Source organism: Rhodococcus sp. MTM3W5.2 (assembly GCF_001984015.1).
GTDB classification, from domain to species: domain Bacteria; phylum Actinomycetota; class Actinomycetes; order Mycobacteriales; family Mycobacteriaceae; genus Rhodococcus_G; species Rhodococcus_G oryzae.
Genome location: NZ_CP019572.1, coordinates 791,675 through 815,594 on the forward strand (window position 1 = coordinate 791,675; position 23,920 = coordinate 815,594).

Annotated in this window: 19 protein-coding genes and 2 pseudogenes; 15 read left to right on the forward strand and 6 right to left on the reverse strand. The window is 68.7% G+C overall.

Going from position 1 to position 23,920, the window contains the following annotated elements; genetic code table 11:
• The first annotated feature begins 44 nt into the window (after positions 1-44).
• From BTZ20_RS03730 to BTZ20_RS03745, 4 genes and pseudogenes are all read left to right on the forward strand, one after another.
• Positions 45-2,012, forward strand: a complete 1,968-nt coding sequence (locus BTZ20_RS03730) for an IniB N-terminal domain-containing protein (protein WP_077040424.1) — start codon at positions 45-47, stop codon at positions 2,010-2,012.
• Positions 1,979-2,815, forward strand: a complete 837-nt coding sequence (locus BTZ20_RS27650) for a hypothetical protein (RefSeq protein WP_077040425.1) — start codon at positions 1,979-1,981, stop codon at positions 2,813-2,815. The genes BTZ20_RS03730 and BTZ20_RS27650 overlap by 34 nt, the downstream gene beginning before the upstream one ends.
• Before the next feature lie 133 nt (positions 2,816-2,948).
• Entirely contained in the window at positions 2,949-4,802 is a 1,854-nt protein-coding gene (locus BTZ20_RS03740; protein WP_077043467.1) for a dynamin family protein, read from the forward strand.
• Positions 4,799-6,270 (forward strand): annotated as a pseudogene (locus BTZ20_RS03745) (dynamin family protein). Before BTZ20_RS03740 ends, BTZ20_RS03745 begins: the two are co-directional and overlap by 4 nt.
• Positions 6,271-6,295: 25 nt before the next feature.
• On the opposite strand, the gene BTZ20_RS03750 reads toward BTZ20_RS03745, so the two are convergent.
• Both BTZ20_RS03750 and BTZ20_RS03755 read right to left on the reverse strand, forming a co-directional pair.
• A complete protein-coding gene (locus BTZ20_RS03750; protein WP_077040426.1) occupies positions 6,296-6,880 on the reverse strand; it encodes a hypothetical protein in 585 nt (194 codons plus the stop codon).
• Between the two features lie 45 nt (positions 6,881-6,925).
• The gene (locus BTZ20_RS03755) at positions 6,926-7,300 is read right to left on the reverse strand and encodes a hypothetical protein (RefSeq protein WP_077040427.1); all 375 of its coding nucleotides are present in this window, start codon (positions 7,298-7,300) and stop codon (positions 6,926-6,928) included.
• A 334-nt stretch (positions 7,301-7,634) separates the two neighbouring features.
• Here BTZ20_RS03755 and dnaK point away from each other — a divergent pair, with 334 nt between their 5' ends.
• From dnaK to BTZ20_RS03775, 4 genes are read left to right on the forward strand one after another with little or no spacing between them, the layout of a single operon-like run.
• Positions 7,635-9,479 carry a molecular chaperone DnaK gene (gene dnaK / locus BTZ20_RS03760; RefSeq protein ID WP_077040428.1) on the forward strand — a complete coding sequence of 615 codons (1,845 nt, stop codon included), beginning with the start codon at positions 7,635-7,637 and terminating at the stop codon, positions 9,477-9,479.
• On the forward strand, positions 9,476-10,030 hold the full coding sequence (gene grpE / locus BTZ20_RS03765) for a nucleotide exchange factor GrpE (protein ID WP_077040429.1): 555 nt from the start codon (positions 9,476-9,478) through the stop codon (positions 10,028-10,030). The genes dnaK and grpE overlap by 4 nt, the downstream gene beginning before the upstream one ends.
• 34 nt (positions 10,031-10,064) lie before the next feature.
• Positions 10,065-11,267, forward strand: a complete 1,203-nt coding sequence (gene dnaJ / locus BTZ20_RS03770; RefSeq protein ID WP_077040430.1) for a molecular chaperone DnaJ — start codon at positions 10,065-10,067, stop codon at positions 11,265-11,267.
• The gene (locus BTZ20_RS03775) at positions 11,267-11,683 is read left to right on the forward strand and encodes a heat shock protein transcriptional repressor HspR (protein ID WP_077040431.1); all 417 of its coding nucleotides are present in this window, start codon (positions 11,267-11,269) and stop codon (positions 11,681-11,683) included. The genes dnaJ and BTZ20_RS03775 overlap by 1 nt, the downstream gene beginning before the upstream one ends.
• A 74-nt stretch (positions 11,684-11,757) precedes the next feature.
• Here the strand turns inward: BTZ20_RS03775 and BTZ20_RS03780 are convergent, their stop codons facing one another.
• A complete protein-coding gene (locus BTZ20_RS03780; protein WP_083742504.1) occupies positions 11,758-13,062 on the reverse strand; it encodes a glycosyltransferase 87 family protein in 1,305 nt (434 codons plus the stop codon).
• A gap of 69 nt (positions 13,063-13,131) precedes the next feature.
• On the opposite strand from BTZ20_RS03780, the gene BTZ20_RS29660 reads away from it, so the two are divergent.
• A complete protein-coding gene (locus BTZ20_RS29660; protein ID WP_077043468.1) occupies positions 13,132-13,560 on the forward strand; it encodes a GtrA family protein in 429 nt (142 codons plus the stop codon).
• A 30-nt stretch (positions 13,561-13,590) separates the two neighbouring features.
• Here the strand turns inward: BTZ20_RS29660 and BTZ20_RS26545 are convergent, their stop codons facing one another.
• Together BTZ20_RS26545 and BTZ20_RS03790 are read right to left on the reverse strand one after the other, a co-directional pair.
• Positions 13,591-14,133, reverse strand: a complete 543-nt coding sequence (locus BTZ20_RS26545; protein ID WP_145982200.1) for a hypothetical protein — start codon at positions 14,131-14,133, stop codon at positions 13,591-13,593.
• Positions 14,134-14,334: 201 nt separating this feature from the next.
• The gene (locus BTZ20_RS03790) at positions 14,335-14,958 is read right to left on the reverse strand and encodes a GtrA family protein (RefSeq protein ID WP_083742506.1); all 624 of its coding nucleotides are present in this window, start codon (positions 14,956-14,958) and stop codon (positions 14,335-14,337) included.
• A gap of 440 nt (positions 14,959-15,398) precedes the next feature.
• Between BTZ20_RS03790 and BTZ20_RS03795 the strand changes: the two genes are divergently transcribed.
• Complete coding sequence (locus BTZ20_RS03795; RefSeq protein WP_077040433.1) at positions 15,399-16,037, forward strand: response regulator; 639 nt, start codon at positions 15,399-15,401, stop codon at positions 16,035-16,037.
• A gap of 1 nt (position 16,038) precedes the next feature.
• A complete protein-coding gene (locus tag BTZ20_RS03800) occupies positions 16,039-17,223 on the forward strand; it encodes a sensor histidine kinase (protein ID WP_077040434.1) in 1,185 nt (394 codons plus the stop codon).
• Positions 17,224-17,227: 4 nt separating this feature from the next.
• Here BTZ20_RS03800 and BTZ20_RS03805 read toward each other — a convergent pair whose 3' ends face one another.
• Positions 17,228-18,331 (reverse strand): nitric oxide synthase oxygenase, encoded by a 1,104-nt coding sequence (locus tag BTZ20_RS03805; RefSeq protein WP_077040435.1) that lies wholly within the window; start codon positions 18,329-18,331, stop codon positions 17,228-17,230.
• A 284-nt stretch (positions 18,332-18,615) separates the two neighbouring features.
• On the opposite strand from BTZ20_RS03805, the gene BTZ20_RS03810 reads away from it, so the two are divergent.
• The 4 genes and pseudogenes from BTZ20_RS03810 to BTZ20_RS29365 all read left to right on the forward strand — a co-directional run bounded on the left by BTZ20_RS03810 (position 18,616) and on the right by BTZ20_RS29365 (position 23,919).
• Positions 18,616-19,779 (forward strand): globin domain-containing protein, encoded by a 1,164-nt coding sequence (locus tag BTZ20_RS03810; protein WP_077040436.1) that lies wholly within the window; start codon positions 18,616-18,618, stop codon positions 19,777-19,779.
• 109 nt (positions 19,780-19,888) lie between these two features.
• On the forward strand, positions 19,889-21,544 hold the full coding sequence (locus BTZ20_RS03815; RefSeq protein WP_077040437.1) for a flavin-containing monooxygenase: 1,656 nt from the start codon (positions 19,889-19,891) through the stop codon (positions 21,542-21,544).
• A gap of 232 nt (positions 21,545-21,776) precedes the next feature.
• Entirely contained in the window at positions 21,777-22,994 is a 1,218-nt protein-coding gene (locus BTZ20_RS03820) for an ABC transporter substrate-binding protein (RefSeq protein ID WP_077040438.1), read from the forward strand.
• A 68-nt stretch (positions 22,995-23,062) separates the two neighbouring features.
• A pseudogene (locus BTZ20_RS29365) lies at positions 23,063-23,919 on the forward strand (branched-chain amino acid ABC transporter permease).
• Position 23,920: the final 1 nt, after the last annotated feature.

Here is a 23,920-nt window from a genome sequence, read left to right on the forward strand (position 1 = left end):
CGTCGTCTATCGCGATCCGTTCGACCAGACCTCAGGAGATCGACATGACCACCAACGCTCTTCTCGACTTCATCCTCAGCCTCCTGCGTGATGACGAGGCGAGGGCGCTGTACTGCCAGAACCCGGACGCGGCGTTGGCCGCCGCCGGGCTGGGCGGCGTGTGCGCAGCGGACATCTCCGCAGTGGCCCCGCTGGTCGCCGAGTCGGGTCTGTTCGCGGGCGCCGCGGGTGAGTTGACGAGCATCGTGAACGCGGGGCTCGACACGGCCGTCGGCGGTGCACTCGGTGGCGGTCTCGGTGGCGGCCTCGGTCTGGGAGGTGGCCTCGGTCTGGGTGGCGGCCTGGCGGCAGGCGCAGGCGCGGGTCTGGGGCTCGGTGGCGGCCTCGGTCTCGGCGGTGACATCGACCTGGGAGCCGATCTGGGTGCGGCCCTGAGCGCAGCGCTTGGGGCTGCCCTGCAGATCGGCGGCCAGATAGGTGCCGATCTCGGTGCGGCCATCGGTGCGGCCCTCGAGGCCTCGCTCGGCCTGGGTGGCGCCGTGGACGTGAACGCGGACCTGGGTGGTGCGCTCAGCGGTGCGCTGGGTGGCGCGCTCGGAGTCGGCGGTGGCCTGGTGGCCGAGCTCGGCGGCGCGCTGAACGCCGCGCTGAGCGGGGTGACCGACCTGGACCTGGGTGGTGCACTCGATCTCGGCGCGGTCCTGGGCGGCGCACTCGAGGTCGGCGGCGACATCGGCGCCGACCTGGGTGTCGCGCTCGGTGGGGTGCTCGGTGCCGCGTTCGGTGCGGAGGGCGGACTCGGTGCCGCGTTGTCCACCGCGCTCGAGGGCGGACTCGATCTCGGCACCGCGCTGGGCGGCACCCTCGGCGGCGCACTCGGCCTCGGCGGAGAGTTGACCTCCGGTCTGACCGGTGCGCTCGACGCGGCGCTCGGTGCCGGCGGTGGCCTGGACCTCGACGGTGTGCTCGGCTTGGGTGGCGGCCTGACCTCCGGTCTGACCGGTGCGCTCGACGCGGTGCTCGGTGCGGGTGGTGGCCTGGACCTCGGCGGCGCACTCGGTCTCGGTGGCGGCCTGGCCTCCGGTCTGACGGGCGCGCTCGACGCGGTGCTCGGTGCAGGCGGTGGCCTCGGTGGCGGACTGGATCTGGGTGGCGGACTGGACTTGGGCGGCGACCTCGGCGCCACGCTGAGCGCGGCGCTTGGCGGCGCGCTCGGGGCGGGCGGCGATGTCGCCGCCGACCTCGGTGGCGCGCTGGGCGGCACTCTCGGCGCCCTGGTAGATGCGGGCGCGGGCCTGGATCTGAGTGGGGTTCTCGGCGCGGGCGGGGAGATCGGTGGGGACCTCGGCGCCACGCTGGCCGGTGCGCTCGGTGGCGCGCTCGGGGTGGACGGCGGTCTCACGGCCGGACTCGGTGCGGCGCTGGACGCGGCGCTCGGCGCCGCGGGCGGCCTCGACCTCGGCGCTGAGGGTGGCCTCGGCGGATCGCTGAGCACCGCGCTCGAGGGCGTGCTCGGCGCGGGCGGGGAGATCGGCACGGACCTGGGGCTTCACTCGGCGGGGTGCTCGGCGCGGCGCTCGGTGCGGGCGGCGACCTCGGCGGGGAACTGGAGGCGGCGCTCGGTGGCGCGGCGGGTGGCACCGGCGAGATCGACCTCGGCGGTGCGCTCGGCACGGTGCTCGGAACCGCTCTCGATCTCGACGGCGGCCTCGCAGGCGGGCTGGGCACGGCCCTCGAGGGTGCGCTCGGCGCGGGCGGCGCGCTCGGCGGAGACCTCGACCTCGGTGGTGCTCTCGGGGGTGCCCTCGGTGGCGGCCTCGACCTGGGCGGCACGGTCGACGGACTTCTCGGCGCGGGCGGCGCCCTCGATCTGGGCGGCACGCTCGGCGGCCTCCTCGGCGCGGGCGGTGGGCTCGACCTCGGTGTCGGCGCGGACCTCGACGCCGGTCTCGACGCGGCGGCGGGCCTCGGCGGCGGAGTGGACGCGGTCTCGGGCCTCGGTGCGGGCCTGACCAGCGGCCTGGCGGGCGGTCTCGGTGGCCTGTTCGGTGCCGGCGCCGGCCTCGGCGGCAGCCTGACCGGCGCGCTGGATGGTGCCGCGAACGCGGGTGCTGACCTCGGCGGCGCGCTGTCGGGTGCGGCGAATGCGGGCGCGGAGCTCGGTGGCGGCCTGACCGGCGCGCTGGATGGTGCTGCCAACGCGGGCGCGGAGCTGGGTGGCGGCCTGGCCGGCGCGCTGGATGGCGCGGCGAACGCGGGCGCGGAGCTCGGTGGCGGCCTGACCGGCGCCTTGGACGGTGCGGCCAACGCGGGCGCGGACCTGGGTGGCGCCCTGTCGGGTGCGGCGAGCGCGGGCGCGGAGCTGGGCGGCGCACTGTCGGGGGTCGCGAACACCGGTGCGGAGCTCGGTGGTGCCCTCTCGGGCGCCGCGGGCGCGGCCACGGACCTGACGACCGGCCTGGACGCCGTCGCGGACCTCGGCGGCGCGGTCACCGGTGCGGTCGATGCAGGCATCGGGGCGGGCGTTGGCGGCGCGACGTCGGCGGGCGGCGAGCTCGGCGGCACCTCCGACCTGGTCGGCGGGATCAGCTCCGGCCTCACCGGTGCCACCGCGGCCACCGGGAACGCGTGGTCGTCGCTGGACGCCTCGAACGCCTTCGGCAGTGAGGTCACCACGACCCACGAGGCGGACGGCGGCTTGTTCGGCGATGGGCTCGGCGGCATCGGCGGCGGACTCTTCGGAGACGCGGATGCGACCGGCGCCGCCGAGGTCGGCGGCGAGGCGGCCGCGCACGCGGACCCGCTGCTGCCCTGATCGATCTGTAACGGAGCCGGCCCCGTACGCGTTATTGCGTGTGGGGCCGGCTCCGTGCTGGATACAGTGAAATCGCTCGCCGCGAGCGCCCGTTCGGGCGCCCGCGGCGCAGATTGGATTGTGGGTCGGGTTCATGGACAACGCAGCTGCTTCGGCAGTCGAACGCACCGCCGCGGGACAGGCAACGGCCGCGGACATGGTGGCACTGCTCGAGCGGACCGGGGGCATCGCCCGGACCGCCGGGCGAGCCGATCTGGTTGACCGCCTGGAGCTGGCCAAGACCAGGGTGCTGGACCCGCGGATGCGGATCGTCGTGGTCGGCCCGCTCAAGCAGGGCAAGAGCCAGTTGGTGAACTCGCTGCTCGGCCTGACCGTGTGCACGGTCGGCGACGACGAGACCACCGCGGTGCCGACGGTCGTGCAGAACGCGCAGACGGCGAGCGCGGAGTTGGTCCTCGCCGAGCCGGGAGCCGACGCCGTCCGGGTGGCGGTGCCGCTGGAGGAACTGGGTGCCGTCACGCCCTCGACGCCGCTGGCCGGCGGACGCGAGGTGCTGCGGGTCGAGGTGAACGTGCCGAGCCCGCTGCTCGCGGACGGGCTCGTGCTGGTGGACACCCCCGGCGTCGGCGGACACGGAAACCCACACGCGGCAAGCACTCTCGGCCTCCTTCCCGCTGCCGACGCGGTCCTGGTGCTCTCGGACGCCAGCCAGGAGTTCACCGAGCCGGAGGTCGCGTTCCTTCGACAGGTCCTCGGCCTGTGCCCGGCCGTGGCCTGCCTGATCAGCAAGACCGATCTGTACCCGCACTGGCGGGAGATCGTTGAGGCGGACCGCGGGCACCTCGGCCGCGCCGGGCTCAGCGTGCCGTTGATCCCGGTGTCGTCGGCGCTGCGCTCGCACGCGGTGCGACTGCAGGACGAGGAGCTGAACGTCGAGTCGGGGTTCGCCGACCTCTACGCGTTCCTGCGCGAGCAGGTGGTGGCCAGGGGAGACCTCACCACCCGCCGCGCGGTCGCGCTGGACGTGCACTCGGTCACCGAACACCTGACCCTCGCGCTCGGCAGCGAGCTTGCCGCGCTTCGTGACCCGGCCAAGGGTGCGGCGGCCGTTGCGGAGCTGCAGAAGGCCAAGGTCGCGGCCGAGGAGCTGCACAAGCGCACCTCGCTGTGGCAGCAGACCCTGTCCGACGGCGTCACCGACCTGGCCGCCGACATCGACCACGACCTGCGGGACCGGCTGCGCCGGGTCACCCGCCAGGCCGAGGAATCCGTGGACGAGGGCGACCCTGGCAAGGACTGGGCGGAGCTCGGCGAGTGGCTCGAGCAACAGGTCGCGACCTCGATCGGCGACAACTTCGTCTGGGCGCACGACCGCGCGATCTGGCTGGCCGAGGTTGTGGCCGGGCACTTCGCGGAGTCCGGGTCGGTGGACCTGCCGCACCTCGACGTCGCCGACCTCGGCGGGGTCCTCGAGCCCGTCAGCTCCCTCGCCGACCTCGAATCGGGGAGCATCGGCATCACCCAGAAGATGCTCGTCGGCATGCGCGGCTCGTACGGCGGCGTGCTGATGTTCGGGCTGATCACCACGCTGATGGGGATGGCCCTTGTGAACCCGATCTCGGTGGGCGCCGGGCTGGTGCTGGGCACCAAGGCCTATCGGGAGGACCGTGAGCAGCGGATCCTCAAGCGCCGCAGCGAGGCGAAGGTCGCGATCCGGCGGTTCGTCGACGACGTCAGCTTCCAGGTGAACAAGGAGTCGAAGGACCGGCTGCGGTTGATCCAGCGACTGCTGCGCGACCACTTCACCGCCATCGCCGAGCAGACCCTGCGCTCACTCAACGACTCGCTGCGCGCCGCGCAGGAGGCCGCGAACCTGGCCACCACCGAACGTACCCAGCGCGCCGCCCAGATCGAGCGGGACATGCGCGCGCTGAGCGAGCTCAAGGAGCTTGCGGCACAGATGCTCCCGGTGGAGATCGAACGGTGAGCGCGGGCGCGCTGGCGCAGGCGCGGGCACTGATCGGTGCGGCACGTGAGATCTATGCGGGCGATCCCGCGGTGCGCAGGCAACTCGACGAGTGCGCCGAGCGGATCGATCAGCCGCTCCGCGTCGCGCTTGCCGGGTCGTTGAAGGCCGGTAAGTCGACCCTGCTCAATGCGCTTGTGGGACAGGACATCGCACCGACCGACGCCACCGAGTGCACCCGTGTCGTCACCTGGTACCGGCAGGGCCCGACGCCGACTGTCACCGCGTGGCACCACGGCGACCAGTCCTTCAACGTGCCCGTCCAGCGGCGCGAGGGCAGCAGCCTCACCTTCGATCTCGGTGCGATGACGGCCGCGGAGGTGGACCGGCTGGACGTGGAGTGGCCTGCGCGGGCGCTCACCAACACCACCATCATCGACACCCCCGGCACGTCCTCGCTCTCGCGTGACGTCTCGGCCCGCACGCTGGAGATGCTGACCCCGGAGGACTCGGCCTCCGGCGCGGATGCCGTGGTGTACCTGCTGCGCACCCTCGCCGCCACCGACGTCGCATTCCTCGGTCAGATCGGCTCGCACGTCGGCGGGGAGTCCGGACCCCTCGGGTCGTCGGAGTGGTCTCGCGCGCGGACGAGGTGGGGGCGGGCCGCCTCGACGCGATGATGTCGGCCAAGGAGGTCGCGTCGCGCTTCGCCACCGAGTTGGAGCTGACGGGGCTGTGTCAGGCGGTGGTCCCGGTCGCGGGCCTGCTGGCGCTCGGCGCGCGCACGCTACGGCAGCGCGAGTACGAGGCCTTTCGCGCGCTTGCCGAGGTGCCGCCCGAGGACCTGCAGTTGGCGATGCTGTCCGCGGACCGGTTCGCCCGCCCGGACAGCCCGCTGCCGGTGGACGCGCACACCCGCGCCCAGTTGGCGCACCGGTTCGGGTTGTTCGGAATCCGGTTGGCGGTCACGCTGATCAAGCTCGGCACGCCCGATTCGCCCAGTCTCGCAACACAGCTTGTCGAGCGCAGCGGCCTCCACGAGCTGCGGCAGGTGATCGACGTGCAGTTCGGTCAGCGGGCGGATCAGCTCAAGACACACTCGGCCCTGCTCGCGCTCACCCGCGTGCTCTCGGCTCACCCCCGCGCCGAGTCCGCGCCGATCCGCGCCGCGGCGCAACGACTGCTCGCCGATGTGCACGGCTTCCAGGAGCTGCGGCTGCTCGGGCGATTGCGCTCGACCCGGCCGAACCTGTCCGACGATGACGTCGCGCAGCTGCAGCGGCTGGTCGGCGGGTTCGGCATCGGGCGCAGCGAGCGGCTCGGGCTCCACCCCGACGACGGCGTCGACGCGGAGCGGGCAGCGGCCCTCGCGGCGGTGCGCAAGTGGCGGACCTGGGCCGAACATCCGCTGCTGGATCAGTTCACCGCGCGCGCCTGCGGGATCGGCGCACGCAGCGCGGAGGGCGTGCTCGCCGAGCTCTCGGGCTAGGCGTCCGGCAGCGAGGTCGCGGCGGTCAGTGCCGCAGCCAGCGGCTCATCCCGGGCGCGAAAAGCGCTGCGACGCCGATGATCACGAGTCCGGCGTAGACGAGCGGGGCCCACTCGAGCACGCCGCCGGAGGCGTCGCCCGCGTCGACCATCAGCGACCAGAACACGATGGCCGCGGCGACGGAGACGACGCCGACCACGGCGAGGGCGATTCGGGCGGCGCTGCGACGCCCACCGAGCAGGTGCAGACAGATCAGTCCGGCGACCAGCAGCAGTGCGGCGGCCGACGCGCAGCCCAGCAGGGTGACCGAGACGGTGTCGGCGATGTCGCGGTGGGAGGTGCCCGGCCGTTCGGCGGACAGTGCGGACTCGAGCGCGTCGCGGACCGCGGTGAGCTCGAGCGCGGTGGCGGCGCCGATGCCGATCAGGACGGCGAACGAGCCGATCCAGGCGGACCGGGCGACGGTGAGCGCACGCGGCGGGGCGTCGGTGGGCGCCGGGCGCAGCGGGGTGGCGGCGAACTCCGGGCGCGGCGGCTGCGGGCGGTGCGGCGGCTGCGGGGGTGCGGCCTGGGACGGGACTCCGAACTCCTGCTCGCCTGCGTTGTCCATGCCTGGATCGTAGGCGTCCGGGTCGGGGTTCCCGCGGATCCCGGACTAGGCGCCGTACTGCCACTGGTGATCGGCGGGTGTGCACATGATCTCCCTGCCCTCCGGCGTCTGCGACCTCTCGTCGAGCGCGGGGTCGCACGGCGATCCGAATTCGTGGACGCCGACGATCCTTCCGTCGGTACCCGACCAGACGCCCCCGTCGGGGCCGCGTCGACAGGAGAGCTGTTCGCCGGTGTCCCCGTCGACGCCGACCCGATTCTCCGAACATCCCCCGCCCTCGGATCCGACGATCGGATCGGCGGCGGGCGGGTGCGGGCCGGGGTGTGCGACGGCGGCGCCCGCGAGCCCGAGCGCGGGCAGGCCGATCAGTGCGGCGACAGCGGCGGCGCGGATGGTCGCGGTGATTCGGTTGGTGGGCATGACGACAGACCGTTCGTGTGGTGGTTGGTGCGGCAGGAGCTCGCCGGACACCTTCAACGCTATGACCGGACCCTTCGCCGCACCATCACCACACGGGACGGGAACTTCCACGAGAAAGATGCGGGCGCCCGGGAACAAAACGCGAACCGCCCCCGTTGACCACTTCGACAGCCTTGAGTGAACCAGGCTCAAGTTCAGGCTTGACTACCACGCCGATGGGTTGCAAACTTGAGCGTGTAGCACTCACTTAGGGTGAGATGGCCAAGAAATGCCAGCACAACCAGCCCCGGCGCCTTATGTCGCCGGGGGTGCTGCGACAAGTAGGAGGAACACTATGGCTCGTGCGGTCGGAATCGACCTCGGGACCACCAACTCGGTCGTGTCTGTGCTCGAAGGCGGCGAGCCCGTAGTGGTCGCCAACTCCGAGGGCTCGCGCACGACCCCGTCGATCGTCGCCTTCGCCAAGAACGGTGAGGTGTTGGTCGGCCAGCCCGCAAAGAACCAGGCGGTCACGAACGTCGACCGCACCATCCGCTCGGTCAAGCGCCACGTCGGCACCGACTGGAACGTCGAGATCGACGGCAAGAAGTACACGTCGCAGGAGATCAGCGCGCGCACGCTCATGAAGCTGAAGCGCGACGCCGAGGCGTACCTCGGTGAGGAGATCACCGACGCCGTCATCACCGTGCCCGCGTACTTCGAGGACGCGCAGCGTCAGGCCACCAAGGAAGCCGGCCAGATCGCAGGCCTCAACGTGCTCCGCATCGTCAACGAGCCCACCGCGGCCGCGCTGGCGTACGGCCTGGACAAGGGCGAGAAGGAACAGACCATCCTGGTCTTCGACCTCGGCGGCGGCACCTTCGACGTGTCCCTGCTCGAGATCGGCGACGGCGTCGTCGAGGTCCGCGCGACCTCCGGCGACAACCACCTCGGTGGCGACGACTGGGACGAGCGCATCGTCTCCTGGCTCGTCGACAAGTTCAAGGCGTCCAGCGGCATCGACCTGACCAAGGACAAGATGGCCCTGCAGCGTCTGCGCGAGGCTGCCGAGAAGGCGAAGATCGAGCTGTCCTCCTCGCAGAGCACCTCGATCAACCTGCCGTACATCACCGTGGACGCGGACAAGAACCCGCTGTTCCTCGACGAGCAGCTGACCCGCGCCGAGTTCCAGAAGATCACCTCCGACCTGCTCGACCGCACCCGTGCGCCGTTCCAGGCCGTGATCAAGGACAGCGGTATCTCGGTCAAGGACATCGACAACGTCGTGCTCGTCGGTGGTTCCACCCGTATGCCCGCCGTCTCGGACCTGGTCCGCGAGCTGACCGGTGGTCGTGAGCCCAACAAGGGCGTGAACCCGGACGAGGTCGTCGCCATCGGCGCCGCCCTGCAGGCCGGCGTCCTCAAGGGCGAGGTCAAGGACGTGCTGCTCCTCGACGTCACCCCGCTCTCCCTCGGCATCGAGACCAAGGGTGGCGTGATGACCAAGCTCATCGAGCGCAACACCACCATCCCGACCAAGCGCTCGGAGACCTTCACCACGGCGGACGACAACCAGCCGTCGGTGCAGATCCAGGTGTTCCAGGGTGAGCGCGAGATCGCTTCGCACAACAAGCTCCTGGGATCCTTCGAGCTCGCGGGTATCCCGCCGGCCCCGCGCGGCGTGCCGCAGATCGAGGTCACCTTCGACATCGATGCCAACGGCATCGTGCACGTGACCGCGAAGGACAAGGGCACCGGCAAGGAGAACACGATCAAGATCCAGGACGGCTCCGGCCTGTCCAAGGAGGAGATCGAGCGGATGGTCAAGGACGCCGAGGCGCACGCCGAGGAGGACAAGGCCCGCCGCGAGGAGGCCGAGGTCCGCAACCAGGCCGAGTCGCTGGTGCACCAGACCGAGAAGTTCATCAAGGACAACGAGGACAAGGTGCCCGCGGACGTCAAGGAGAAGGTCGAGGCCGCCATCGCGGAGGCCAACACCGCCCTTGCCGGCAGCGACATCTCCGCGGTGAAGTCCGCCGTGGAGAAGCTCGCCACCGAGTCCCAGTCCCTTGGCGAGGCGATCTACAAGGCGCAGGCCGATGAGGCCGCGGCAGGCACCGACGGCGCAGCCCCCAGCCAGGGCGACGACGTCGTCGACGCCGAGGTCGTGGACGAGCCTTCCGATCAGGACAAGAAGTGACCGAACGGGACGCCGACCGCGAACCAGTAGTCGACACCGAGACCCCGGCCGCCGTTGATGCGGCGGCCGGGGCCGCGGCCGACACCGAGGACACCGTGGACGAGCTGCTCACGCTGACCTCGGAGCTCGAGAAGGCCAGCACCGAACTGGGCTACGCGAAGGCGGAGATCGCGAACATCCGCCGGAATTCGCTCGTCCGTATCGACCAGGCGGTCGCGGCCGAGCGGGCAACGGTGGTCGGCAAGTTCCTCGATGTCGTGGACGACCTCGACCGGGCTCGCGCGCACGGTGACCTGGAGTCGGGCCCGCTGAAGGCGCTGTCCGACAAGCTCGCCGGGGTGCTGGAGGGTCTCGGTCTCGCGGCGTTCGGCGACGAGGGCGACGCCTTCTCCCCGGAGCTGCACGAGGCCGTGCAGGTCGAGGGCGACGGCGACCATCCGGTGCTCGGGACGGTCCTTCGCAAGGGCTACCGCCTCGGCGACCGGATCCTGCGGACGGCGATGGTGACGGTCACGGACGGCGCGCCTGCGCCCGACGGGGCCTCGGAGTAGTTACACAGGAAGCAACGAGAGGAGGAGACGCCCGGTGAGTGAGCGGGAGTGGATCGAGAAGGACTTCTACAAGGAGCTGGGCGTCTCCTCTGATGCTTCGGCTGACGAGATCAAGAAGGCATACCGGAAGCTGGCGCGGGATCTGCATCCCGACGCCAACCCCGGTGACACGGCGGCCGAGGAGCGGTTCAAGGCCGTGAGCGAGGCGAACGCCGTGCTCTCGGATGCCGCCAAGCGCAAGGAGTACGACGAGGCCCGCCGGCTGTTCGCCAGCGGCGGCTTCGGTCGCGGTGGTTTCCGCCCCGGCGCCGAGTACAGCACGGCCGGCGGCGGATTCGGGGGCGGCGAGTTCAACATCGGCGACCTGTTCGGCGGTGGCACCAGCTACACCTCCACCGGTGACGGCGGCATCGGCGACATCTTCGGCGGCCTGTTCGGCGGCGGTCGTGGTGGCGGCACGCGGGCAGGCACGAGCACCCGCCCGCAGCGGGGTAGCGACGTCGAGGCCGAGACCAGCCTGCCGTTCCGCGAGGCCGCGACGGGCGTGACCGTGCCGCTGCGGCTGACCAGCCCGGCCTCCTGCATCACCTGCCACGGCAGCGGTGCGAAGCCGGGCACCAGCCCGCGGGTGTGCCCGCGCTGCAACGGTTCCGGCATCGTCAGCCGGAACCAGGGCGCGTTCGGGTTCAGCGAGCCGTGCGACGACTGCCGCGGCACCGGCTCGATCATCGACGACCCGTGCACCGACTGCCACGGCACCGGCGTGCAGAACCGCACCCGCAACCTCACCGTCCGGATCCCGAAGGGCGTGAGCGACGGGCAGCGGATCAGGCTGGCCGGGCAGGGCGAGGCGGGCCTGCGCGGCGCGCCGTCGGGCGACCTGTACGTCACCGTGCACGTCAAGGCGGACAAGGTGTTCGGCCGCAACGGCGACGACCTGACCGTCACCGTGCCGGTCAGTTACGGCGAACTGGTGCTCGGAACCACGGTCTCCGTGCCCACCCTCGACGGCCGGGTCGGCGTCAAGATCCCGGCCGGCACCGTGGACGGCCGGATCCTCCGGGTGCGCGGTCGCGGGGTGCCCAAGCGCAGCGGCGGTGCGGGCGATCTGCTCGTGACCGTCAAGGTCGCGGTGCCGCAGGATCTCGACGAGACCGCCACCGAGGCGCTGCAGACCTATCTGTCGGCCGAGAAGGCCAGCGGATTCGATCCGCGTGCGGGCTGGGCGGGTGCGTGATGACCGCGCCCCGGGGGCCGGGCCACAGCCGGTCTGACGTACCCGCGGACCCGGACGCCCAGGTCTTCGTGATCTCGGTGGCCGCCGAACTGGCTGGCATGCACGCCCAGACGCTGCGGACCTACGACCGGCTCGGCCTGGTGACCCCGCACCGCACCACCGGCGGGGGACGCCGCTACTCGCCGCGGGATGTGGCACTGCTGCGCGAGGTGCAGCGGCTGTCCCAGGACGAGGGCGTCAACCTGGCGGGCATCAAGCGGATCATCGAGCTGACCAATCAGGTGGAGGCGCTGCAACGGCGTGTCACCGAGATGGCCGCCGAGATCGCCCAGGTGCACGCCAGCTATCGGCGGGACCTGGTGCCGATCCCGCGCAACAACGCGCTGGTCGTCTGGAAGCCCAGGCACGAGCGCTGATCCGCGCCGGGCCCTGGGAGAGTCGTTACGTGCGCTCGGGCGATGTTGATCAGCACCATGAACAACGTGCCCGGTTACACCATCGGCGAGGTGCTGGGCGAGTCGTGCGGGCTCACGGTCCGCTCCGATGACGCAGACTCGCGGACTTGCGCCTCCACGACTCCCGCCCGCGTCCGATAGCGCACGAACGCAAGCCACAGCAAGAATCCGAACCCGACCGTCACGTACAGCGTGCCGAGTAGGTGCTGCCACAGCGCCCAGTCAAGCTCGCGATCCCCGGCCGTCGGTAACAGGTGCTGCGGCCCGATCAGGAAGAGTGCGCCAATGCCAGTGGCAGCGACGACAGTCCGTTCCCTGGGCGCGCGCAGTGCCCCGAGTGTCAGCACCAGCAGGGCCGGAGCCGCCCACACCCAGTGGTGTGACCAAGACACCGGCGAGGCCAGGAGCACTGCCGTGGCGTTCGCGATCAATGCCGACACAAGATCGGCATGGTCAAGAGCGCGCCTAATGGCAGTCACCGCGACCACCAGCATCACCACGACCGCGACCAACCACACCACCGAACCAAATTGCGCGGGTGGCCCGAAGCGTGAGATCACGGCCTTGATGGACTCGTTGTTGGCGAAGTAGGCAGGACCGATTCGGCCGGTGTCCGAGAGGGTCTGCAACCAGTATTTCGCCGACGACTCTGGCATCACGACGAAGGCCAGCGCGGTGAATCCGAATGCGGCGCCGACGATGTGCCCACTCGTCCGCCAGTCTCGCTTGAGTAGGAACAGCAGCAAGAAGCCGATAGGGGTCAGCTTGATTGCTGCAGCGAGTCCGATCAGTAGCCCCCGCGGCCACTTCGGCCCTTTCGTAAGGACATCGACAGCTACCAACGCCATCAGGACCAAGTTGATTTGTCCGAAGCTGATGGTCTCGCGTACCGGCTCGAGCTGCAGTGCCGCGGCGAGGGCGATAGCGGTTGCGGTCCACGAGACGCGTGCTCCCAGGTGAGGTCGCACCCGATCGAGCACCACTCGCAGTGTCACCCCCAGCCCTGCGACGGATACGAGGGTGAACATGAGCTTGCCGAGCCCGAGAGGAATCAACTCAAGCGGCACGAAGAGCATCGCCGATAGCGGCGGGTACGTGAACGGCAGCCCAAAGTTGCCGAAGACCGGCGGAAGCGCTCCGTAGATGTCTCCGCCGTCGAGCAACACATGTGCACCCATCCGGTACACGAGGAGGTCGATGTAGCCATTCCCGTCCGCGAAATCCACGGTCAGGCAGGCCGACACCATCAGGGCTGCCAGCGCAAAGGCAGCGCCGGCCCGACTGTTTAGGAAGGGATCTGCCGACCGAAAGCCGGATCGATCCTGCTTTGAATATTGCACTCGTCGCCTGCCTGTATTGTCTGCTGCGGGTACTTGAATAACCGTCTCGACATGAAAACTAGGGAGCCCATGGGGAGCACGGCCGGCAGTTTCGCAGCAGGTGGGAACTCGTTCTTTCAAAGTTACAAACGCATCATCTTGTTCTGCGTTGTGGGGGTGGCCGGGGCCATCGTCGACTACGGGGCCAGGTCAGCATTGCTAGCGTTCGGGGTGGATCCCGCTGTGAGCCGAGGAATTAGCTTTGTGCTGGGAAGTTCCGTCGCATATTCGCTCAACAGCAGATTCACATTTACTGGTGACCGTAGCGTGAAGGAGAAAGGGCGGGCCGCATTGACCTATACCTTCTGCTTCGCCGTCGTGATCGCCGTGGACGCGTTCATCAGGAGTCTCCTGGACCTTGGGGGTATGACGGTAGCGGCAGCCTGGATTGGCTCTCAGGCTGCCGCTACATCGGTTAACTTTCTCCTGCAGAAATACTATGTATTTCAGGGCTCCTAGAAGAAGGTCTCGAACCACCACTTCCCATCGTCATGTTGCCCGCACGGCCTCGCCAACATGTTTGCGAAGGGGACGGAAGCCAGGTTGCATTGCCAACTGCTGTTGTACGGCCCGTGATATACGAAACCCAACGGAGAAATCTGTCCCGGCGCCGGTGCAGGGACAGATTCGACCTGCGCCGGTGTCGGCACGGCATCGATGGGTGTGGCTGAAGCTGAAGCCATTCCTGCACCCATAGCCGACGACAGTGCGATGGCGGAGACTGCGGCAATCTTCATTGTTATCTTCACGCCGGGAACGATAATCGAGGTCTTGTGCAACAGTCTCGGATTGTGAAGGATTTCGATAAGAAATCATTCCAACTTTCTTTCTTTCTAGATTCATTTCATTCGCGAGGGTTCGAATGGTCCTGGCGAGGGTTTGGATCAGGCATCGTGGATCGACATTGATCGGTGTCGTGTCGTCGCGTCGTATGTACTTGCAGGTCAACGGAAAAAGAGAGACGTCGGCGATGCCGCCGGGTTCAGGTCGTGGCGGCCGTACCTGCAGGGTCCGGCAATAGTTGTCGATCAAAGCAGCAGGATCGATTTCACGAAAGAACTGTCGATTGCTCGGCGGTTTGGTGGCAACGTTGATGTGACATTTCCTCGGCTTGGCGGAGATTGACGCACAGCAATTTAGCGAAGCATCTCGTTCATTGGTGAATTGCAGGCTGCAGAATTACTGCGCCGACTGGTCCAGGGTGTCATCGCACAGCCTGCGGAGATCGCTAGTTCAGTCGTGATTCAACTCGACTGTCGTTTCTCGCAGTCCTAGGGGGGCCGGTTGAATGCCGGATGGCACGAACACGAATCGCCTCATGGCCCACCAGCGGAAGGCGGTGGCCATCAATGTTCCCAAGATTGCCCCGCTGATGAAATCGGCTACGTTCTCCACAAGGAAGGAGGTATCAGGAGTTCTGAAATCGAGTACATATCGTGAAACCCACAACGGTACCTGATTGAGTGCAAGACCCACGCCTGCGACTCCGAAGAATAATGCCGCCTCGTGGTGCTTTGGCCGGCCGCCCCGTTCGGCAAAAGACCATTCCCTGTTCAGTACGTACGAGAGAATCGTTGAAACCAGGACCGCGACGATATTCGCCGTGACTGGATTGGCCGGTAGGACTGTCCATTTGAGGCAGAAGAAGATTGCTACCGTGGTAACAAAGGTGATCGCGCCCACGATGAGGAATTTCAGCAACTCTGAGTGCTTCAATAGGTGTCCGAGCCATCGATTTGGTACGTAATGCACGACACGTTCAATTAGTGTCAATTCTCTACCCCCTGTTGCCGCAAATCCCTGAATGTCCGGCGTTGTCGATCCTGAACGTCCAACAACGCCTAAGCGTTCAGCCATCGCCAAAGGGCGGAATGGACGGCATCTTGCATTCGAATTCCGTTCTCTGCGCACGTCGCTTTCAGTTGACGTTGCAGTTCGGGTGTGATTCTCGTGGCGAAGGGTACGAGTTTTGTGTTCCTCGGGATAGATGGCGAATGTTCCGGGCTGCCCGACTGTCGCACGCCCCTGCTGCCTGGCGCTCGAGCCATGTCAAGCTCGTGGCCACCCATCCTCTGATTCACCCTCAGCCTCCCCTGTTTGCCGTGCACGACAGACCCCCGTCTGCGCACCTCCACACAGTAGGCCGACCGTCCAGTTCAAACCTCTCGTTCGTGTGAGTAATTAACAGTGGTTTAAGGTCAATTCATCCCCAGGTTCGGTGAATGCCCAGATTGCCTGGTCGTGGTCGGAGCACCGTGAGACAGTGAGCCATGGCCGGTCTCGGGTCGTGGTGACCGATGGTCGAGAAGGTACGCGTCGTGGTCGCCGACGATCATCCGCTCTTTCGTGACGGCGTCGTCCGGGCGCTCGTCGGGAGCGGCGCCGTCGAGGTGGTGGGGGAGGCCGACGACGGGGCCGCTGCGCTGGCGCTGATCAGGGAGCACCGACCGCAGGTCGCGCTGGTCGACTACCGGATGCCGCAGCTCGACGGGAGTCAGGTCGCGGCCGCCGTGCGCCGGGACGAACTGGGCACCCGGGTGTTGCTGCTCTCCGCTCACGACGAGTCCGCGATCGTGTATCACGCGGTGCAGGAGGGCGCGGCCGGGTTCCTGCCGAAGGAGTCGACGCGGGCCGAGATCGTGGCCGCGGTCCTCGACTGTGCGAAGGGCCGCGACGTGCTCCCCGCCGGCCTGGCCGCGGGCCTGCTGGGAGAGGTCCGGCGGCACGCCGAGCCCACCGGTCCGGCGCTGAGCGCCCGCGAGCGGGAGGTGCTGGCGGCCATCGCCCGTGGGTTGACGATCCCGGCCATCGCGGGCGAGCTGTTCCTGGCGCCGTCCACGGTGAAGACCCACGTGCAGCGGCTGTACGAGAAGCTGGGGGTGAGCGATCGCGCGGCGGCGGTGGCCGAGGCCATGCGCCGGGGATTGCTGGAGTGACGTGGCGGGCCGCGATCGGGACCGGGTCGTCGAGCGGTACGCGACGGAGGCCGTTCGGGTCACGGCCTTCCTGCGGCTCCCGCTGATCGCGCTGATCGCGCTGCTGGGTCCGGTCGTCCGCATCGAGCACTGGATGCCGACGCTGTTCCTGCTGGTCCTACTCGGGTATGCCGTCGCGGCAGCGGTGTGGCTCGCGGTGGTGCTGCGCAGGCAGGTGCGGCCGTGGGCGGGCTGGGCATCCACCTGCGTCGACATCGCGGCGCTGCTCGCGCTCTGCCTGGCGTCCGGCGGCGCGACCTCCTCGCTGTTGCCGGTGTTCTTCCTGCTGCCGGTGGCGGTGGCGTTCCAGTACCGGCCCGCACTGACCGCGTCCCTCGGCACCTGCACGGCCGTCGGCTACCTGCTGGTGTGGATCTTCTATGCGGTCCGCGACGACCTCGTCGACCTGCCGGGCGTGGTGTTCCTGTACTTCGGTTTCCTGTTGTGGCTCACCGCCGCGACCACCGCGCTGTCCTTCGTCCTGGTGCGCCGCTCCGGGACGGTGATCTCGTTGCTGGACGTGCGCCGCCGCCTGGTCGCCGAGTCGATGGGGGCGGAGGAGCGCGAGCGCAGGCGACTGGCCGAGCACCTGCACGACGGCCCGCTGCAGAACGTCCTCGCCGCCCGGATGGACCTCGAGGAGGCGATCGAGCGCGACCGGGACCCCGCGCTGGTGGCTGCGGAGGCCGCGCTGCGCGAGACCGCCACTCAGCTCCGTTCGACGGTCACCACACTGCACCCGCAGGTGCTCGAGCAGCTGGGCCTGACGGCGGCGCTGCGCGAGCTGGCCGACGGGCACGGCCGCCGCGGCGGCTACGAGATACGGGTGCGGCTGGCGGAGGTGGGTAGGCCGGAATGTCAGTCGCTGCTCTACCGGGTGGCCAGGGAGGCGCTCGGCAACATCGACAAGCATGCGCACGCGCACCGGGTCGACGTGCTGCTGGCCCGCACCGCCACGGCCATCACCCTGGAGGTGGCTGACGACGGTGTCGGGTTCGACCCGGACGGCCTGCCCGCGCGTGTCGCCGAGGGCCACATCGGGCTGGCCTCGCAGTTTCTCCGGATCGAGAACCTGGGCGGGACCCTGGAGCTGACGTCGGCGCCGGGGGAGGGCACCCGGGTGGTGGCGACGGTCCCGTCGTCCTGATGGATCAGATCGGGCAGCCGGAAGCCGGTGTCCTGGTGACGAAGTTCGGCCGGACATCGAGATCGGGGTCGTCGTAGAGCCGGTGGAAGGTCGGCGTCAACGCCGCGGACATCGGTGGGTTGATCCACGACCAGTCCGTCGGGCAGGCGCGTCCGGCCTTCTCCTCGCGGCCGACGAAGTCGAGGAACTGCTTGGCCACCGTGTGGTGGTCGACCATGATCACCCCCGCCTCCCGGTAGCTGTGGATGACGGCCCGGTTCAGCTCGACCAGCGCCCGGTCCTTCCAGAGCGTGCGGTCCGAGCTCATGTCGAGCCGCAGCTTCTTGGCGATGGTCGGCAGCATGTCGTACCGGTCCTCGTCGCTGAAGTTGCGGGCACCGACCTCGGTACTCACGTACCAGCCGTTGAACGGCGCGCAGGGATAGGTGAGCCCGCCGATCTCCAGGTCCATGTTGGACACCGCGGGCACCGCGTGCCACTTCAGGCCCAGCTTGGCGAACCACTTGTAGTTCGGGTGCTCGAGCGGGACCTCGAGAACCAGGTCCTCGGGCACCTCGAACCACTGCAGCGGCTCGTCGGGGACCGAGATCAGCAGCGGCAGGACGTCGAACCGGGTGCCCTTGCCCTGCCAGCCCATCTTCGTCACCTGTTCGGTGAGGGCGACGTGCCACGGGTCGCCGGTGACACTGCCGTCCTCGTTGCGATATCCCGCGTAGCGGATGAGCTGGGGGCTGATGATCCGGAACTCGCGGCCGTCCGGGAGCGGTCGAGGGCCGATGGTGATGACCGACTGCAGCGCGCCGCCGTTGGTGGCGACCCGCAGGTGCTCCCAGCACGCCTCGGCCAGCGCCGCCGCGGTCACCGCGTGGCGGGCGTCGATCAGCTTGAGGGTGCGCCAGTGATTGCGCCCCACGCAGCGCGCGTGGTTCCGCCAGGCGAGCTTCGCCCCGACCAGGAGCTCCTCGGTGGTGTGCTCGTAGCGTCCGGTCAGCGCGAACTCGTCGAGTGCCGCCGTGTGCCGTTCCGCGGGAAGGTGTGCCAGCTCCGGTTGCGCGAAGAACTCGGTGCATTCACGCAGCCGCCGATCCAGGTCCTCGGTTGTCGACATCCGGGCGCTCGCGGCCGAAATGTCGCGGAGCCCTTCCTCTCCGGAGGCTATGACCACGGTGACGGAACTCCCTTCGGCCGCCCCCGCGGCGGCCTCACATCGACGAAGACCCTAGTGTGAGAACCGGCAGTCTGCGAGTTGAACGGACGTTCTACTAGTACGTGTTTCGGATGCGACGATTCCTCGCTAGACTTCCCCAAACCCAACGGCAACCAGCCGGAGGGGCCACGCGACCTGCAGAGGACACCGCAGGCCGCGTTTGTATGCGGAACGGGGACTCTGCAGTGGATTCAACGGCTATTTCGCTTGTCCGGACGACCTTCAAGGCCGTGGCGGCGATCGACGACGGACCAGCTCGTCTGACCCAGTCGTTCTACTCGGTGTTGTTCGCGAACAACCCGGACGTCCGCGAGTTCTTCCCCGCCGCCATGGAGGCCCAGCGAGAGCGCCTGGTCCACGCGATCGCCTACGTCATCGACCAGCTCGATGATCCGGAGCCGGTTCTCCTGTTCCTCGCCCAGCTGGGCCGCGATCACCGCAAGTACGGCGTGGTCGACGCGCACTACACCGCCGTCGGCAACGCGCTGATCTTCGCGCTCAAGAACTTCGCGGGCAACGAGATGTGGACCGACGAGGTCGACAATGCCTGGCGCGAGGCCATCGCCCTGATCGCTTCGGTGATGATGGAGGCCGCCAACGCCGAGACCGGGCCTGCGACCTGGACCGGCACCGTGGTCGAGCACAAGCAGGTGCTCCAGGACGTCGCGGTGGTGCGGCTGCAGCTGGACCGGCCGATGGAGTACGGCGCGGGCCAGTACGTGAGCGTGACCGTTCCCGGCCGCCCCCGCATGTGGCGCTACCTCTCGCCCGCCATCCCGTCGAACCCCGAGGGGCAGATCGAGTTCCATGTCCGGCGCGTCTCCGGCGGCTGGGTGAGCCCGGCGATGGTCGGCCAGACCAACCTCGGCGACACCTGGGTGATGGGTTCCCCGCTCGGCGCGCTCGGCGTGGACCGCACCCAGAACCGGGACATGCTGATGATCGGGTCGGGAACGGGCATCGCCCCGCTGCGCGCGCAGCTGATGGAGATGGCGATGCGCGCGAACAACCCGAACGTGCACGTGTTCGTGGGTGGCAACTACCCGTGCGACCTGTACGACATCGAGACACTGTGGCAGCTGTCGCTGACCAATCCGTGGCTGACCGTCATCCCGGTCTCCGAGGAGGACACCAACCCCTGGTTCCACCTCGACCCGATCCCGACGCCGCCCGCCGGGATGTACAAGCGGATCACCGGCAAGGTCAGCGCCGTCGCCGCCGATTTCGGCGACTGGTCGAACCACGACATCCAGATCGTCGGGTCCGCATCGACGATCCAGACCGCGAAGTTCCGGCTGCAGGCCAAGGGCGTCCCGGTCGAGAACATGCGGCACGACCCGCTGTACTGATCCGCGTCCTGGCATCGCACCGCCCGGTCAGCGGGAGAGGCGGTAGGCCACGGTGACGCCGCCGCAATAGCGTCGCTGGAGAGAGAGTCTCCAGCGAAAGGCAGTCACCGTGAACGCCCAGTCAGCTTCGTCCGCAGGGACCCCTTCCCCTCAGGCCGACACAGGAGCCGACGTCGACGTGGTCGTCGTCGGCGCCGGCTTTGCCGGGCTCTACGCGCTCCATCGGCTCCGCGGAGCAGGGCTCGCGGTGCGGGTGTTCGAGGCTGGCGACGGGGTCGGTGGCGTCTGGTACTGGAACAGGTACCCCGGCGCACGCTGCGACGTCGAGAGCGTCGACTACTCGTACTCGTTCTCCGAAGAGCTGCAGCAGGATTGGGACTGGAGCGAGAAGTACGCCACCCAGCCGGAGATCCTGCGCTACGTCAACCACGTGGCGGACCGCTTCGACCTGCGACGCGACATCACCTTCGGCACCAGGGTGACCGACACGGTGCTCGACGAGCAGACGCTGCGGTGGCAGGTCAGCACCGATACCGGCGAGACGATCTCCGCCCGGTTCGTCATCTTCGCGGTCGGCCCGCTGTCGAACGCGAACATCCCCGCCATCGAGGGCCTCGACGAGTTCCAGGGTGGGGTCTATCACACCGCACACTGGCCGCATGAGGGCGTCGACTTCACGGGCAAGCGGGTCGGCGTGATCGGGACGGGATCCTCCGGCATCCAGACGATTCCGTTCATCGCGGAGCAGGCGGAGCAGCTGCACGTGTTCCAGCGCAGTGCGAACTACAGCGTGCCCGCGGGCAACGTGCCGCTCGACGAGGAGACCAGGCGCGCGCAGAAGGCGGGCTACGCCGAGCGGCGCAGGCTCTCGTTCCTCAGCGGCGGCGGATCCCCGCACCAGGCACATCCCAGCAACGCCCTCGACGTCTCGGAGGAGGAGCGGCGCGAGGCCTACGAGAAGCGCTGGCAGCTCGGCGGGGTGCTGTTCAGCAAGACGTTCCCGGACCAGGTGCTCGACGCCGACGCCAACGCCACCGCCAGGGAGTTCTGGGAGGGCAAGGTGCGCGCGGTCATCGACGACCCCGAGGTCGCGGAGCTGCTGATCCCGAAGGACCACGCGATCGGCACCAAGCGGATCTGCACCGACGCCAACTACTACCAGACCTACAACCGCCCCAACGTGAACCTGGTGAACCTCAAGGCCGCCCCGATCGCCCGCATCGACGAGACGGGCGTCAACACCACCGGCGAGCGCTACGAGCTCGACGCCCTCGTGCTGGCCACCGGGTTCGACGCGATGACCGGTTCGCTCGAGAAGGTGAACATCGTCGGCCGCGACGGCAGGACGCTGAACCAGGCGTGGGCGGAGGGCCCGCGGACCTACCTCGGCCTCGGCACGGACGGGTTCCCCAACCTGTTCAACCTGACCGGGCCGGGCAGCCCGTCGGTGCTCGCGAACATGGTGCTGCACTCGGAGCTGCACGTGAACTGGGTCGCCGACCTGATCGAGCACCTCGACACCCACGGCGCCGTCGCCATCGAGGCGACCGCCGATGCGGTCACCGCCTGGGGACGCGAGTGCACCGAGCGGGCCGCGTCCACGCTCATGACCACGGCGAACTCGTGGTACCTCGGCGCCAACATCCCCGGCAAGCCGCGGGTGTTCATGCCGTTCGTCGGCGGCTTCGGAGCCTACGGCGAGATCATCGCCGAGGTCGCGGCCGCAGGGTACAAGGGCTTCGAGCTCATCGAGGCGAAGGGGTGACCGACTAGTCCCGATGCGCGGCCTGAGGGCCGCGTTGCGGAGGGAAAGGCGCTGGGTGTCAGGCGGAACGGCACCCGGCGCCTTGTTCTGTCTAGGGCCAGAAGAATGAAACGTGTTGCAATTTAACATCTTTCGACTTCCGACACGCGGGAATGTGGTTGACGTTAGCTAGGTCACACCCCTAGCGTGCATGCCAAGCAAATGCTTGCTTATTCAACTTGAGGAGATCTGCATGAAGAATCGGCACTCCGCTCTCGTGGCGGCGCTCGCCGTGTCCGCGGTCGCGCTCGCGGGTTGTTCCGGATCGAGCTCCGGCTCCGAGAGCGGATCGGACGGCCCGTACCGGGTGCTCGTCACCGGCGCGATCAGCGGCCAGGGCGCCCTCGCGGCGAACTCCCAGACCTCGATCCTCGCGGCGAAGGCCGGGGTCGAGGCAGTGAACGCCAACGGCGGAATCGGCGGTCGGCAGGTCGAACTCACCGTCGTCGACGACGGCGGCGACGCCACAAAGGCCGTCTCGAACCTGCGCGAGGCGATCGCCTCCGGCGACAAGCCGGACCTCTACCTCAACTCCGGTCCGTCCACGCTGTCGGCCGCCACCCTGCCGATCCTCAAGCAGAACAAGATCCTCTCGTTCAACGTCGGGCCGACCGAGAACTCCTCCGACCCAGAGGAATTCCCGCTCAACTTCGACCTGTCGCCGTCGCCCGCCGACTACGCGGCCTCGATCGCGCGGCACGCGAAGAGCAAGGGCTACCAGCAGGTCGGCGTCATCCACGGCAGCAGCGCCTACGGCGAGGCCTTCGGCAAGGCGATGGAGTCGTCCCTCGCGGCGGAGGGGGTGAGCGCGGCCGGTTCCGAGGAGTACGACATCGCGGCTCTCGACATGACCGCGCAGCTCCAGTCGCTCAAGAACAAGGGCGCGCAGGCGCTGGTCGTCGACGCCTACGGGGCGCCGCTGGGCTACCTGCTGACCAGCCTGCAGCGCCTGGACTGGAACATCCCGCTGATCGGCAACACCTCGGTCTCGGGCACCGCGCTGGTCGCGAAGCCCGCACCGGAGGGGATCCTAGGCACCCCCGCCACCGCGAACCTCGTCATGCAGGTGTTCCCCAGCACCGTCTACGACGCGAACGACGCGGCGGTCAACGCCATGGTGAACACCATGGCCGGGATGGGACAGATCCCGTCGACCCTGATCCTGGCCGACAACTACGACCCGTTCGGCCTGGTCGCGGCGGCCGCGGACAAGGTCGGATCCACCGATGACGCGACGGCGCTCGCCGAGGCGCTGGAGAACCAGGAGGTCCTGGACAACGCCAAGACGGCCTTCCTGCCCCGGTACCACTACTCGGCGGACTCGCACGCGCCGAACCTGGAGGACGACGGCTACCGGTTCGTGCCGCCGAGCAAGCTGCTCAACGGCCAGTACGGCAACCCCGCTGCCTGAGACCGTCCACCCCTGAATGACGACGGTGGTGCGGTCGCCCGCGGCCGCACCACCGAGAGGAGCTCGCGGTGACCATTGTCTGGTCGGGTCTCGCACTCGGCGCTGTCTACACCCTCGTGGCGATCGGCTACAACATCGTCTTCATCTCGTCCAACACCTTCAACTTCGCGCAGGCACAGCTGATGATGGTCGGCACCTTCGTCGCGTACACCGGCCTGGTGACACTGAAGCTGCCCGTCCTCGTCGTCGCCGTGATGGCGACCGTGACGGTGATGATCCTCGCCGGGCTCGAGGAGATCATCGCCGTCCGGCCGGTGCACGACCACCAGAACCAACTGGTCACCACACTGGGGCCGCGACGCTCATAGCCGGTGCGACACAGCTGATCTGGGGCAGTGAACCGCTGACCGTGCCGTTCTTCGGCTCCAACGACGCGATCACCCTGCTCGGCGGGCGCACCTACCCGGTGGAGGTCGCGCTGCTGGTCCTCGCGATCGTGCTGGTGGTGCTGCTCAGTCAGGTCAGCAAGAAGACCGTGACCGGTCTTGCGCTGCTCGGCATCTCCGAGGACCGAGAGGCCGCCATGCTGCGCGGCGTCAACGTCCGCGCGCTCGCGCTCGGCGCCTTCGCCGCATCGGGCGCACTCGCCGGCTTCCTCGGACTCTTCGTGGGGCCCAAGACCTTCGCGGTGGCCACGCTCGGCTCAGCGCTGGCGATCAAGGGCTTCGTGGCGCTGGCCATCGGTGGTTTCGGCTCCCTGCCGGGTGCATTGGTCGGTGGTCTCACGGTCGGCCTGGTCGAGTCCTTCGCCGCGCTCGAACTGGGCAGCCAGTACAGCAACATCGCGGTGTTCGTGGTGCTGATCGCGATCCTCATGGTCAAGCCTGCCGGGCTGTTCGGCCGGGTACGGGAACGGGTGGTGTGAC

Bases quoted from the DNA above. Each gene is read 5' to 3' on its own strand.
- BTZ20_RS03730 (WP_077040424.1), top strand. From the start codon at position 45: ATGACCACCAACGCTCTTCTCGACTTCATCCTCAGCCTCCTGCGTGAT.
- BTZ20_RS03740 (WP_077043467.1), top strand. From the start codon at position 2,949: ATGGACAACGCAGCTGCTTCGGCAGTCGAACGCACCGCCGCGGGACAG.
- BTZ20_RS03750 (WP_077040426.1), bottom strand. From the start codon at position 6,880: ATGGACAACGCAGGCGAGCAGGAGTTCGGAGTCCCGTCCCAGGCCGCA.
- BTZ20_RS03755 (WP_077040427.1), bottom strand. From the start codon at position 7,300: ATGCCCACCAACCGAATCACCGCGACCATCCGCGCCGCCGCTGTCGCC.
- dnaK (WP_077040428.1), top strand. From the start codon at position 7,635: ATGGCTCGTGCGGTCGGAATCGACCTCGGGACCACCAACTCGGTCGTG.
- BTZ20_RS03775 (WP_077040431.1), top strand. From the start codon at position 11,267: ATGACCGCGCCCCGGGGGCCGGGCCACAGCCGGTCTGACGTACCCGCG.
- BTZ20_RS29660 (WP_077043468.1), top strand. From the start codon at position 13,132: ATGGGGAGCACGGCCGGCAGTTTCGCAGCAGGTGGGAACTCGTTCTTT.
- BTZ20_RS03790 (WP_083742506.1), bottom strand. From the start codon at position 14,958: ATGGCTGAACGCTTAGGCGTTGTTGGACGTTCAGGATCGACAACGCCG.
- BTZ20_RS03795 (WP_077040433.1), top strand. From the start codon at position 15,399: ATGGTCGAGAAGGTACGCGTCGTGGTCGCCGACGATCATCCGCTCTTT.
- BTZ20_RS03805 (WP_077040435.1), bottom strand. From the start codon at position 18,331: ATGTCGACAACCGAGGACCTGGATCGGCGGCTGCGTGAATGCACCGAG.
- BTZ20_RS03820 (WP_077040438.1), top strand. From the start codon at position 21,777: ATGAAGAATCGGCACTCCGCTCTCGTGGCGGCGCTCGCCGTGTCCGCG.